Annotated in this window: 13 protein-coding genes; 5 read left to right on the top strand and 8 right to left on the bottom strand. The window is 34.8% G+C overall.

Features of this window, described 5'->3' with window-relative positions; all coding sequences use genetic code 11:
- The 3 genes from DPQ89_RS12385 to DPQ89_RS12375 all read right to left on the bottom strand — a co-directional run.
- On the bottom strand, positions 1–424 hold a 424-nt coding region (locus tag DPQ89_RS12385; protein WP_164848382.1), incomplete at its 3' end, for a hypothetical protein.
- A 503-nt stretch (positions 425–927) separates the two neighbouring features.
- A complete protein-coding gene (locus DPQ89_RS12380; protein WP_127717327.1) occupies positions 928–2,007 on the bottom strand; it encodes a hypothetical protein in 1,080 nt (359 codons plus the stop codon).
- 339 nt (positions 2,008–2,346) lie between these two features.
- Positions 2,347–2,655 carry a hypothetical protein gene (locus DPQ89_RS12375; protein ID WP_127717326.1) on the bottom strand — a complete coding sequence of 103 codons (309 nt, stop codon included), beginning with the start codon at positions 2,653–2,655 and terminating at the stop codon, positions 2,347–2,349.
- Between the two features lie 146 nt (positions 2,656–2,801).
- On the opposite strand from DPQ89_RS12375, the gene DPQ89_RS12370 reads away from it, so the two are divergent.
- The 3 genes from DPQ89_RS12370 to DPQ89_RS12360 are packed head-to-tail and all read left to right on the top strand — an operon-like array spanning position 2,802 to position 6,010.
- Positions 2,802–4,415, top strand: a complete 1,614-nt coding sequence (locus DPQ89_RS12370) for a thiamine pyrophosphate-binding protein (protein WP_127717325.1) — start codon at positions 2,802–2,804, stop codon at positions 4,413–4,415.
- Entirely contained in the window at positions 4,402–5,022 is a 621-nt protein-coding gene (locus DPQ89_RS12365; protein ID WP_127717324.1) for an SRPBCC family protein, read from the top strand. Before DPQ89_RS12370 ends, DPQ89_RS12365 begins: the two co-directional genes overlap by 14 nt.
- A gap of 4 nt (positions 5,023–5,026) precedes the next feature.
- The gene (locus DPQ89_RS12360; protein WP_127717323.1) at positions 5,027–6,010 is read left to right on the top strand and encodes a 3-oxoacyl-ACP synthase III family protein; all 984 of its coding nucleotides are present in this window, start codon (positions 5,027–5,029) and stop codon (positions 6,008–6,010) included.
- A gap of 10 nt (positions 6,011–6,020) precedes the next feature.
- On the opposite strand, the gene DPQ89_RS12355 is transcribed toward DPQ89_RS12360, so the two are convergent.
- Positions 6,021–7,223: a DUF4056 domain-containing protein gene (locus DPQ89_RS12355; RefSeq protein ID WP_164848381.1), complete on the bottom strand. Its 1,203-nt coding sequence runs from the start codon at positions 7,221–7,223 to the stop codon at positions 6,021–6,023.
- 282 nt (positions 7,224–7,505) lie between these two features.
- Between DPQ89_RS12355 and DPQ89_RS12350 the strand changes: the two genes are divergently transcribed.
- The gene (locus tag DPQ89_RS12350; protein WP_164848380.1) at positions 7,506–8,450 is read left to right on the top strand and encodes a BamA/TamA family outer membrane protein; all 945 of its coding nucleotides are present in this window, start codon (positions 7,506–7,508) and stop codon (positions 8,448–8,450) included.
- On the opposite strand, the gene DPQ89_RS12345 is transcribed toward DPQ89_RS12350, so the two are convergent.
- Together DPQ89_RS12345 and DPQ89_RS12340 are read right to left on the bottom strand one after the other, a co-directional pair.
- Positions 8,451–9,089 (bottom strand): hypothetical protein, encoded by a 639-nt coding sequence (locus DPQ89_RS12345; protein WP_127717320.1) that lies wholly within the window; start codon positions 9,087–9,089, stop codon positions 8,451–8,453. It abuts the gene before it with no gap.
- On the bottom strand, positions 9,089–9,631 hold the full coding sequence (locus DPQ89_RS12340; RefSeq protein WP_206611167.1) for an asparaginase domain-containing protein: 543 nt from the start codon (positions 9,629–9,631) through the stop codon (positions 9,089–9,091). The genes DPQ89_RS12345 and DPQ89_RS12340 overlap by 1 nt, the downstream gene beginning before the upstream one ends.
- Positions 9,632–9,792: 161 nt before the next feature.
- Here DPQ89_RS12340 and htpG point away from each other — a divergent pair, with 161 nt between their 5' ends.
- Complete coding sequence (gene htpG, locus DPQ89_RS12335; RefSeq protein WP_127717319.1) at positions 9,793–11,736, top strand: molecular chaperone HtpG; 1,944 nt, start codon at positions 9,793–9,795, stop codon at positions 11,734–11,736.
- A gap of 48 nt (positions 11,737–11,784) precedes the next feature.
- Here htpG and DPQ89_RS12330 read toward each other — a convergent pair whose 3' ends face one another.
- On the bottom strand, positions 11,785–12,618 hold the full coding sequence (locus tag DPQ89_RS12330; RefSeq protein ID WP_127717318.1) for a flagellin: 834 nt from the start codon (positions 12,616–12,618) through the stop codon (positions 11,785–11,787).
- Between the two features lie 143 nt (positions 12,619–12,761).
- A complete protein-coding gene (locus DPQ89_RS12325; RefSeq protein ID WP_127717317.1) occupies positions 12,762–13,139 on the bottom strand; it encodes a hypothetical protein in 378 nt (125 codons plus the stop codon).
- Positions 13,140–13,165 lie beyond the last annotated feature (26 nt).

Here is a 13,165-nt window from a genome sequence, read left to right as displayed (position 1 = left end):
CTAAGAATGGACACCTTATAGCGTTAAATTTTATACCATTCGAGTATTCACCAACGGTGTATACATCTCCATCTCCGAGATAACCAGGAAGGACGACATCCTCAAGCAAAATATTATAGTTATCAGCAAGAATATTTTTTGTGTAACAAACCTTCTTGCCTTCAATGTAAAGACCCTCTTCATTTAGTTTTCCGATTGGTGATCCATTAAGTTCTTTATTCTTGTAAAACTCAATTAAAGGAAATTTGAATTTGTAGTTCTTTCTGAGTTTTTTATCTAGTTCATTGTCACGATCATTATGGTAACTTAAAACCAAGCTATACTTTCTTGGATCTATACTGTAGTCAGCGAATGAGTCGGATAAAGCGAAACTCCTCACACTAAAACTTAGAAGTAAAAGGATAAAGTTAATCTTTAAGCTCATTATATATTTCCCAGTAATGACGAATGTAATTATTAAATTTAAAAGTACTTAACTAATTATAGGGTCTATCTGGATGTAATCAAAATGAATTTATTGATTTCTTTAAAGTAGAATGTTGAGAAGATAAAATACAGAATAGAAATTAAGAGTATAAGTTCTTATCTTTCAAGAAATCTTAATTAACAAAGCTAAAATTATAAATCTGAGAGTACTTTTTTAATTTCCTGATTACCTTTAGAATAAGCATTTACTACTCTTAGAAGATCATCACGAAGAAAAAAGTACAATGCTAAATGGTTTGAGCTAAGTCAAAAAATCATGCATTTATTTTTATTATTTCACGGACAAAGTTATTGAAGTAGAAAAGGTGGAATCAATCACTACCCAGGATATTATCTGTACTACTTAGATAAGAAAAGTGGGGCCCTATAAGAGGGCCTGGCCATTATTTCAGATGAAGCTTGTTAGCTCTTTAGATTTAGCCGAAATTCAAGAAATGGTTATTAAAAATCGTCCCATGTTCCTTCATATTCGAATTGAGGAATCATAAACCTTGCATTAACATTAAAAATTGTTATCTTATCAGAAAAACCTACTTTGAAGAATTCATCGTACTTAACATTGCCATTATCCAAATTCTTCAATATAAAAAGTTCATTCATATCTTCTTTCCATAGATTTATTTCTATAATGTCCTTCTTTCCTTTAGTTTTATTCTTATATCTAGCTACATAAAAATTCATATTCTCAAAGTCAAAATGCTTTATAATTTGTAATTTTCCATATTTCTTAATTAAACTTTCTTTATATTCCTTAGCACCATACCTATCCATCCAGTCAAGATTAGATAGAGAAAAGTAATTCTCTAGTCCGTATCGTTGCTCAAAAGTCTCACCACTTACTTTAGGTTTAAAACGATCCCTTCGATTTTTTAAATATTCAGCAAACTTAGACTCAATATGCTTAGCAAGCTTTATTGGATCAACACCATAGTGATCCATTGTCCGTAGTGGTGGTCTGTGTAAATATTGAATACTCAATTTTTTAGCAGAAAAATAGGCAAATCCATCTCCAAGACGTATTTTAGCCAGTTTAGTTTTTTCATCGTAATCCTCTAAGACTAGTGCTGTCATTAGTACCAAATCAGCATCCTGCCAATATTCTAAAAAAGAGCATCTCTTTGCCCTAAATCTTATGCCATTAGAGTAAACCCCTGCCTCAATCTCTTGTTTCCAAGTTCCTGAAAACTCACCAAAGAACTCTATTAGTATATTATAGTTACCATTAAGAATATTTTTATTTATACAAACCTTCTTACCTTCAATGTAAAGCCCCTCTTCATTTAGTTTTCCAATTGGTGATCCATTAAGTTCTTTATTCTTGTAAAACTCAATTAAAGGAAATTTGAATTTGTAGTTCTTTCTAAGTTTTTTATCTACTTCATTGTCACGATCATTATGGTAATTTAAAACTAAGCTATATTTTCTTGGATCAACACTGAAGTCATCGAATGGATATGATGAAGCGAAACACTTTGTACTAAAACTTAGAAGCAAAAGGATAAAGTTAATTTTAAGATTCATTATATATTTCCTACTAATGACGAATATAATTATTAGATTTAAAAGTACTTAACTAATTATAGGCTGCATCTGGAAGTAATCAAAATGATTTTATTGATTTCTTTAAAGTAGAATGTTGAGAAGATAAAATACAGAATAGAAATTAAGTCTATAAGTTCTTATCTCTCAAGATATCTTCAATAACGTCTTAGAAAGAGTCCATTAAAAAAATCACAGAAAATCAGTGGCGAATAGATAAGAAGTTTTTTGAGAAAGAAAGATAGTAGCAGTGGTCCCTACTAACAAGAAATCTTCGGCCTAAAGACATTTCCAGTATTTAGGCCACAGATTTATCGAGGACTAGTCTAAGCTAATACCTGTCTTAGTTGTGTATAAGTAACCAGAAATAGTATCTTCTACTTCACAGTCATGACCATTGATTAGTGGAAAATCAATTCCATTTTCTAGAACTTCTTCTAACTTTAATCCACAAAGTCCGTGTTCGTTGTACATTTGGATGCTTTCAGCAGAGATAAATGCCTTACAAGTCATCATCGAGTCTGTCTCTACTCTAACGACGTCGGCAATAATTTGCGCTTCGTAAGTCGAGCAAGCAAAAGAATTTGTTGTAAATAATGAAAAAAGAGCGATAAAAGAAAGAAATTTCATAGTGTCTCCAGAAGTAATTGATTTAGCCTTTATTATCTAAGTTCTAGTTAAGTGTAAAGTGCTTAAGAACTCTTAACAGGATCATAATATAATTGTAATTTTTTCAAGTTAAGCTCTGTATAACGTTTGAGATACATTTTTATGGTATGTCTAAGTCTATGAAAAATAGTGAAATACTACCTGAAATTCTACTCTCCAGAGATGTAACGAAAGTCTTTGCCATGAGTGGAGCAAATAATGAAGAACTTCTAAGTGAATTAGAAAAGTGCTCACAGATTGAACTAACAATTGTTAAGAATGAATACAACGCCATTTTTATGGCAATGTCTGTTTATCTCAAAACGAATAAACTTGCTGCCGTTATTACAACATCTGGTGCGGCCATTTTAAATACCTTACCTGCAGTAGCAGAGGCCTTCACATCACAAATTCCACTGCTAGTTATAGGCGGTCAGATTGATCAGAAAATGGAAGGAGTTGGCGCCTTTCAAGATAACTCAGGAAGAGGAAATTCAATTGATGTCCTTGAGATGTTTAAACCCGCAACAATTTCTGCCGCTAGAATAGAAAGAAGTGAAGACTTTGTTTCAATGATTGAAGAATCTATTGATGAAGCAATTATCAAAAGAGCACCTAGTGTCCTACTCATTCCTAAGAATATAGTGAATGCGAAATGTTCAAAAAAAGTGAAGAACTTTAAAGTTCTAAATTCTCCAATTGAAAAGATTGATTTTGAATATCAAATTGACCTAATCATCCTAGGGGAAGAACTTCTTCATTTAAAAGATAAGTCTAAAATTCTATCTTTAATTAAAGAGCTAAACTGTAAAGTTGCAACGACTCCTTTAACTAAAGGGCTCTATGATAACAAAGCATCAAACTTTATTGGAGTCATCGGAGTCATGGGAAATGATTCTCTTCTAGAAGAATTGCCTAAGGCCAAAACAATTTTACTACTTGGAACAAATTGGGATGTTATCTCAAGGTTTGAAATAGAAAATAAATTAATCGATAAGAATATTCTTTCAATTGGTTCCGTAGAGCACTTTATTTTTTGCAAAACCTATAAGCACTATAATTTTGATAGCGCTACTTATGTTGATGATAATTATTCTAGAAAACTAACGACTCTTGAATATGAAGAAATTGATCTCAGCAAAGAGATATATAATTGGAAAGGTATACTACATACAATTGATGCATTCATTGAAAATGACGCTGATTTATTTATTGATGCAGGAAATACTGGAGCTCAATGTGTAAATCATCTCTCCCCTAGAGGACTCGGATCTTTTCATCTCTCTCTTGGACAAGGTGGAATGGGAAATAGCTTTGGCTCAGCAATTGGGTGTTCTACAGCGACAAAGAAAAGAAGCTATATTTTCACAGGAGATGGCTCTTTTCTTATTAATGGACTAGAGATTCACACCGCCGTTCAAAAAGAGCTTCCATTGGCCATCTTCATTTTTAATAATAATTCTCATGGAATGTGTAGAGTGAGAGAAAATATTTTTCTCGGAGGGCAGACACAACTAAATAATTTTGAACAATCAAATTATGCCGCTGGGATGAAGGCAATGTTTCCGTCAATACTGGCCTATGAAGTCCACAATCAAGATGAACTCTTAGCGTCGCTTAAAAAATTAAATGAAAATGAAGATAAAATCATTGTTATAAATATTAATATTCAAGATACCGAAGTTCCTCCATTTAGGACTTTTACAAAATCAAAACTGGAGCCTAAAGATGAGCTTAGATAATATTGAAGGTCTAAAGAGAATTGAAACGACTGGTAAAGATGAGATGGGTGGCATTGTTGCCGATCTAACTCACGCGGTCTACCCACATGATGAAGTCTATGGAGACTACTGCCCTATTCAAAGCTATATCGACTGTCCTCCTGAAAAGGTTTTTGAATATATGTCGCATCCTTACAGTCTCGCAGAGTGGACATATAGTATGAGAGAATTTCAAAAAGTAAATGATAGTGGACTCTATGTTGGTAAAGATAAAATTGGAGAGAATACAGATATTTACTTCAAAGTCGAATCTAATAAAGAGGCCCTACTCGTAGACTACCACTGTGCCTGGGACCAGGGAGAGGATCTTTGGATGATCTACTTAAATAGAATCGTTCCTGCGCAAAGAGTTCTTAATAAACCGGGCTCAATAGTTTTTTGGCAAAACTGTAAACATCCTTACTATGCAAATAATCCATACCCACAGAAGGCCCCAGAAGGAAGACCATGGGTAGGAAACTTTTGGGATATGTTCTATGCCGGACATGTTGTAGAGCTAGAGAATTTAAAACGAATTCTAGAGTATAAGCATGCCAATAATTTACCAATGACTCCAAGTATAGGATAAGAAAATGAGCATGGGACTTGTAGATATTGAAGAAATTCTTCCAGCGAAAATTGTCGATAATTCATTCTTTGGTGATGCTTTTAAAGAGAATCAAAATAGAATGTTCAAAGGCTGTGTAGAAAGACGTCATATCGGTGATAAAGAGCAATCTGTAGATTACTTTGCGAGTGCTGCAAAGAAGTTACTCGAAAGAAATGGACTCCAGGCCCAAGACGTCGATATGATCTTAACTAATGTCTCTGTTCCTGATCATATATTTACAGGCAGTGGCGCAATTCTAAATAAGAAAATTGGTGGCAAGGCAAAGTGGATATTTGATCTGCATAATACTGGCTGTGTCTCATTTATTTATATGATGGAAGTTGCAAAGTCTTTCATGTTAAGTCATGGAGTAAAGAGAGTTCTCCTATGTTCTGGTCAAACGGCCGGGGGAAGAATTTTTGCAAAAGAAGAGAATAAGAACCTTCCTCAGTCAGCGATACCAGGAGATGGTTTTGCCGTGGCCCTATTTGAAGAAACTGAAAGCAGAAAAGTCTTGGCCACTGTGCAAGAAGTATTTCCAGAAAACTCTGAAGATATGAAGGCCAACTACGCTGGTAAAGATCACTGGGAAGCTCGCTCAGAAGTGGGCAATCTTGAGTTTCCCGAAGAAAAAGTCACTCAAATCATTGGCAGAGGAAATAGATTAGTTCCTAAGATGATTTATCAGGCATTAAAAGAGGCCAATCTAAAAGTAACTGAACTGGATTACCTGATAACAAATCAGCCTAATTATCTATTCTTAAGAAACTGGAGAGAAGCTGTTCTTCTACCGCAAGAGAGACATTTAAATACTTTTTCAAAGTACTCCAATCTATTTGGAGCGGGTATCCCTATTACACTTGCTGAGGCAAACAAAGAGGGCAAATTTAAAGAGGGTGACTTGATCTGCTTAGCAGGCTTCTCCCACGCTGGAGACTATGCTGCTGCAACTTTGATAAGATGGTAACGGCAAGGGCCTAGTGGCCCTTTTTTATTTTCTTAAAGAATTTGATATCTTCAATTTCATCATATTTTACAATTACTGAAAATTCATCACTCGTAATTCCATTTTTCCAAATTGATTTAGGAATATGAGAAAAAGATGATTGATAGCGAAGGTCGACATCAAAAGAGTAGTTCGCAATTTCATCTAAATTCATTCCATAGAGGAAGTTTGACAAACGTATTGTGACAGCTTTTTTCTCATCCCCTACTGATGGAACAAGTAGAGGGGCCTGATTAGAACTTAAGTTATAATTTCTTTTAATAACAAGCTCTTTACTTGGTAGTCTCTTAGAAGAGTCCCACCAAGTCCCATCAACTTCTTTCAATAATCTATTTGTTTCATCTTTACTTACAGGTTCCAGAGATTGAAGAGTTTTAGCTAACCACACAGTCATATGCTTATTGAAACTCTCACTAGAAAATGCAAGTTTATTATTTATAATATTAGAAGCAATTTTTGCTCCCAATAAATTAGAGTATAAATCTTCAGGAGAATAAGCAGAAACAGTCTCATCAAATAATTCAATACTTCGATATCCATGCCACTGTGAAATCTCATGTGCTACTGCCATTTGATAGGCCTTTCTCGCCGCCAAATTTGAAGCTAGAAACCAAATTTCCTTTTTCGAAAACTTTGATCGGTCAAACTTCTTCAGCTTTATTCTTGCCTCGCCAAGCTCTTTTCTTAGGTTGACAGTTTTTTCTTGCCCCAAGTTTTCATAGAAGAAATAAAATAGAGCAATGGTTAGATCTGCTGTATCACGAACATGGGCCATATCTAGAAAACCACCTCGCTTAGTGTAGATAAGTCCATTATTCTCTTTATCACTGCGATGTTTTTGCTTAAAAGAGCTTTTTGTAAAAGCAGATGCGTTATAACTATGAGAACCTATATCTTCGATAGACACAGTATTTGCAAGAGTAATCAGAGGAATTGGAAGTGCCCCTAATTGAACCTTGTGATCAGTTCCAAAAGCACAGCATGGCCTTAATGTATCTGGTAATTCAAACTCTGCATTCTTTCTAACTTCAAAATTCCAAGACTGCCCTTCACTTGTAGTTTCATTGAGCATATTAAAGATCGAATCGTCATCTGGTGTGATGTCAGAAGTCCACTGTAGACTGGAACAACCCGTCAAAATGCATAATAGAAAACAAAATAAACTCTTTCTCATAAAAACTTTCCATGATAATTTAATAGTCATAATTATAGAGTACTCATCAGCGAAACGCCACACTAGGGTTTAATTTTGAAATATATTTTCCTTCTTACCTTTCTTCTTTTTTCTGTAAATAATTAGGCCATTGCTAACGATGATGATAGTTTTCTCGATATCGTTCTTGAAAAGCTAGGTCTTGATGGTGAAAAATTTGATGAAGATAAACTAATTGACTTCAGCGTCATACCGGGACCTTTCTACAGCCCTGAAACCTCCCTAGGACTTGGAGTATCGGCAGTGGGACTCTATCGTCCGGACAAAAGTGATAAACAAACACAACTGTCCTCTCTTGTCATAAATGGATTCCTAACTTTAAACGGAACATTTGGCATTGGCATCCAAAACAAGACATTTTTAAATGAAGATAGTCTTAGACTCTATATTGATGGTAAGGCCCATCATTCGGTGGAGTCCTATTATGGAATCGGAGACGATACTAATAGAAATGATGGAAATGCTTTTGACTATAATAAAGACCAATTTGAAATTGAACCAACTTTATTAAAGAAATTTGCTAAGAATTCTTTTTTTGGACCTCTAATTCATTTAAATTATACTAACGGAAATGATGTTCAGCCATCAGCGAATTTGGTGACGCCAAACACTTTGCAAACTACTGACTTCCCAAATAGTTCAACTATTGTTGGAATTGGTCTAAGAGCATTTCACGACAGTAGAGACTTTGTTCTGAATGCTACGACTGGTCGCTTTATTGATCTATCATTTACACAATATGATGATGCCATTGGAAGTAAGGCAGACTTTTCTAAGGCCGCTTTTGAATGGAGTGAGTACTTCTCTCTCGATAAAGAGAAGTATAATATCTTGGCCTTTCAAATAAAGTCAGAAACTAATAATGGCGATATTCCTTGGGATCAATACGCTCTTGTGGGTGGTTCTAACGGCCTTAGAGGATACTACGAAGGCCGCTATAGAGATAGTACAATGGTTCTTACGCAAATTGAGTGGAGAAAAGAAATACGAAAACCTCATGGTATTGCTGTATGGGTTGGTGGTGCGATGATGGGAAAATCCTACTCTGATCTGTCAGACTCAAGAGTTTTAAAAAGTATCGGTACTGGCTACAGACTTCAAGTTAAAGAGGGCGTGAACGTACGCTTTGACTATGGAATTGCTGATGGAGAAAGTGGCTTCTACATGAATATTGCAGAGGCCTTCTAATTACTTTTTTAATTGCCAATAGACTTGAACATTAAATAAAACCATAAAGAAATCTATAGCTGTCATAATGATGCTTTTTAAACTAATCCACAGAAGTGGAAATTGAGAGTCTTTAATTTGTGGCAATAAAGCAAAATCAAGGCCCATTACAATTAGTGAAAAAACTGCAATAAAAGCAGTAAGACCTTTATTCTTCTTAGCTAATTCAATACTCTTTTTGAAATAACTATCATCCTTATAAGAAGGGTCTAAAACTAATAGCGGTGCATAGAAAAGAAAAACTAATGCGAAAAGCCCCGGAAGAACCAGAAGAAAAACTCCCCCTAAAAAGAATAAGGTGTAGACAATATTTACACGCAAATAAATAAAGAAGCGTCCCCAAAAGTTAGAATAGATACTTGTTTCATCTTGAGAAATAATCTGTAGACCCTTTCTAATAAGAGCGGCCGTTATAAAGTAAGTAAATAGTAACTCTACAACGGCAAGGATTTGTTCGAATGTAACATTTCCTTGTGAAAAAGAAGTTCTCAAAAAATCAACTGTGATCGAAAAGGCCAAAAATAGTATGAAGTATATATAATTGTCTAAGACAAATTTAACAAGATTTCTAGAACCGAACTGCAGAGAATTCTTAAACATTAAATTGCCTCAAATGTACGCTTAGATTTATTCTTTCTAACACCAGGAACTGGAAAGATTCTATTATGAAAAGATATATATACTCCCGGCTTTAAAATTTTAGAAGCAAGTAGTGCCTCTGTAACATTTTGACGAGCATCACTATCATCAAAGCCCATCGGCTTCATTGCTCCTGTAAAAACAACCGGACGATCTAAGTTCTTCAAATATTTTTGGCAAGTTTCAGCTGTCTTGGCCATAGTATCAGTTCCGTGTAGAACTATTATTGGCCAACCTTTTGATAGTTGAATCTCAATCGTTTTCGCAATTAAGGTTCTATCGTAGTCAGTCATATTTAAAGAATCTTTGGCAAGGAGCGCATGAACATGAAGACGCGTATATGGCATGCGTAACTTTTCCAATATCAAATGCTTGATAATTGACTCTTTATTCTCTAATGACCCATCGTACTCATCATATGACTTTTCAATTGTGCCACCAGTCGTAATTACGATTACATCCTGAGGAGTATTAGGAAACTCCATATCTAAGTCAATTGTCATATATTTTCAACCAGTTACAGTATTTATCTATTCATTTATATTTATAATCACAATTTCGCCTAAAATTACTCTCTTTGTAAAGCGCCAACCCTTGACGCTAGAGAATTTACAACCATATTGGTTAAATCAATAAATTAATGAAACTCACATAGGAGATTAACATGACACAAAGAAAGGGGAATATTTCAGTAAATACAGCTGATATCTTTCCAATCATTAAAAAATGGCTTTACTCAGAGCATGATATCTTTATTAGAGAATTAGTAGCTAACGCGACTGATGCAATAACAAAAAGACACACGCTTTCAAGAAATATGAATGTTGAGCTTCCTTCTGGCTCGATCAACATCACAGTTAATAAGGACGAAAAAGTAATTTCAATTTCAGATAATGGAATTGGTATGACTGAAGAAGAAGTTGAGAAATACATTGCTCAGCTAGCTTTCTCTGGTGCAGAAGAATTTGTAAATAAGATGAAAGATCAAGGCGCTGAAGATGGTCAAGATATAATCGGTAAATTCGGACTAGGTTTCTACTCTGCATTTATGGTTGCGAGCAAGGTTGTTGTAGAGTCTCTTTCAATGAATGAAGGAGCTAAGGCCGTAAAATGGACCTGTGAAGGTGATACAGAGTACTCTTTTGAAGAGTCTGACAAATCAAGTGTAGGAACAACAATTTACTTACATGTTAATGACGATGAAGAAAGTGTTGAGTTTTTAAATGAATGGAAACTAACTCAAACTCTTAGAAATCACTGTGATTATATGCCATACCCGATTGGTGTTCTAGATGAGTTAAAACCACCTCAAAAACCGCTAAAAGAAGATGGTACAGTTGATGAGGATGCTCCTGCTGTTGTTGCGGCCCCTGTAATTATCAATGAAACTAAACCTATTTGGAAAAAAGATCCAAAAGAGCTTACTGATGATGATTATAAGGAATTCTATAGAAAGCAATTCCCTACTGACTCAGATCCTCTTTTTTGGATTCACTTAAAAGTTGACCATCCATTTACTCTAGAGGGTGTTTTATTTTTCCCTAAAATCAACCCGATGAAACATCAAGTTGAAAATAATATGAGACTTTACTGTAAGCAAGTCTTTGTATCTGACAATGTTAAGAATATTATCCCTGATTTTCTCTCATTACTAAAAGGAAGTATCGACTCTGTTGATATCCCATTAAACGTTTCTAGATCTTCACTGCAAGGTGATCCTAACGTAAAGAAGATCTCGAACTATGTTGTAAAGAAAGTCGCAGAGGCCCTAAAGCTTCTTAACAAGAAAGACCGTGAAAAGTATGAAACAATCTGGAATGATATTCAACTATTCATCAAGTATGGTTGTGTAAGTGATACTAAATTTGATGAGTTAATGAGAGAGAGAGTTATCTTTAAGAACTCTGAAAACAAGTATGTTACTCTTGCTGAATACTCAGCTTCGCACCCAGAAAAGTATGCAGAGAAACTAAAAGGAAAAGTTCTCTACTTTGATAAGGACAAATCTGATGTTGCATTAAGAAAACAACTTCTTGCAGAAGGTATCCACGCTATAGAGTGTGATGACCACATTGATCCTCACTTCTTCCAGCATACAGAGTCACACAAAATTGGTGATGAAGCGATTCAATTTGTTTCTGTAGACTCAGAGATTGGGAATCTATTAGAAACTGAAAATACGACAGAAGAAGATATTCGTATAAAAGAGCTTTTCTCAAATATTCTTTCACCACAGAAGGATGAAAAAGAAAAGAACCCAATGGCAAATGAAGTTGAGATCTCAAAGTTCTCTAATGCAACGACACCGGCCTACTTTAAAGTAGACGAGCAAATGAAGCGTTTTGCAAAGATGGCCCAGAGTATGGGACAAGAGACTTCTATTTTTCCGACTAAGAAAACATTAGTTATTAACCCTGCAAACCCACTCATTCAAAATGCTTTAAAGATTCACGACAAAGGTGGAAACGAAATGCTTGTTTCTAAATTATGTCACCATGTTGAAGATTTAGCGCAAATATCAAGTGAAGGTTTAAAGTCTGAAGAAAAAGAATTATTCATTCAAAGAACTCAGGACTTAATGCAAGAACTAACTACTTTAGCTCTATAAAGAAAAGGCCACCTCTTTAAGCCCAAAAAGAGGTGGCCTTTGTTTCACTTAACCAATTAGCTTTAGTGCTGCTTGGCCTTGCGAGTTAGCTTGTCCCAGTACTGACGTACCAGCATTTTTCAAAATATTTAATTTAGTATTTTCAGCTGTTGCTGCTGCAAAATCTGTATCTCTAATTCTGGAGTTAGCAGAAGATAGATTTTCAGATGTTACTTGCAAGTTTGTAACAGTTGAAGTCAGTCTATTTTGAGTTGCTCCCAAGAATGCTCTTTGTCCAGAAACATTTTGGATTGCATCGTCCAAGGTTTTAAGTGCAACTTGTGAACTTTCTTTAGAAGTTACATCAAGTCCATCAACACCTAAACCGGCTACAGTTGCTACCGTAGCATCTGAAGCGTAAGAAATTCTATCTTCAAAGTCATTATTGTTAATGCCAATTTGAAAATCTAACTTCTCCCCTTGTCCGTTTAAAAGCTTCTTTCCATTGAACTCAGTTACCTGGGAAATCCTCTCGATTTCACTTTTAAGGTTCTGATACTCAAGGTCAGTAAACTTTCTCTCAGTATCGCCAACTGTATCAGAAGCAGACTGTACAGACAGCTCCCTCATTCTCACTAAAATACTACCGATTTCATTCAGTCCACCTTCGGCGGTTTGAATTAGTGAAATACCATCATTAGCATTTCTTTCGGCCTGATTTGTTGAACGAATTTGAGATTTTAATTTCTCAGATATCGCCAAACCAGCAGCATCATCAGCAGAACGAACAATTCTTGTACCAGAAGAAAGTTGATTTAAAACTTTTCCCTGTTGATCATTTGTAGCTCCCAATGTCCTCTGTGCGGCCAAGGAAGTCACATTTGTACTAATTCGTAATCCCATTTAATCCTCCGTAATTTCTTCCTTACTGGAAATTAGATTGGGACTCCTTCCACAATTCTTACAGTAACTATTACGTCACAAGATTCAACAAATCTTAATCTTTATAGTAATCTTAAGGGAATTTTAAAGTTGGTTATGTAAGGCTAATTAACTGTTGTAGTAAACTCAAGTGATTGTATGAACTTAATCTTCTTCCCTTCTTTTATTATTGGATCAGAGAACTCAGAAGTTTCATAAACTAATTCTATACACTTTTTAAAAGTTCGACTTAACTCAGATTTAGAAGATATTTTAGTAACAAGAACTTTGCCATCATTATAAATGTCAAAACTAACATCTACTTTCTTATGAATTCCTTGCTTGTCCTTATACTCTATCTGAAAACACTTTTTGGCCTTTGGAATTATTTTATTTGCTGTTATATTTAGCTTCTCTTCGACTTTACGAGGAACAGGTTCTTTCTTTGAAAGAGTAGAACAAGAACTAATAATTAAAAGAATGAAGACCAATGTATATTTCATACAGATATTATACATATAGAAAATAA

The organism is Halobacteriovorax sp. HLS (assembly GCF_004006665.1).
GTDB lineage: Bacteria > Bdellovibrionota > Bacteriovoracia > Bacteriovoracales > Bacteriovoracaceae > Halobacteriovorax.
This window is presented reverse-complemented; position numbering and strand designations above follow the sequence as displayed.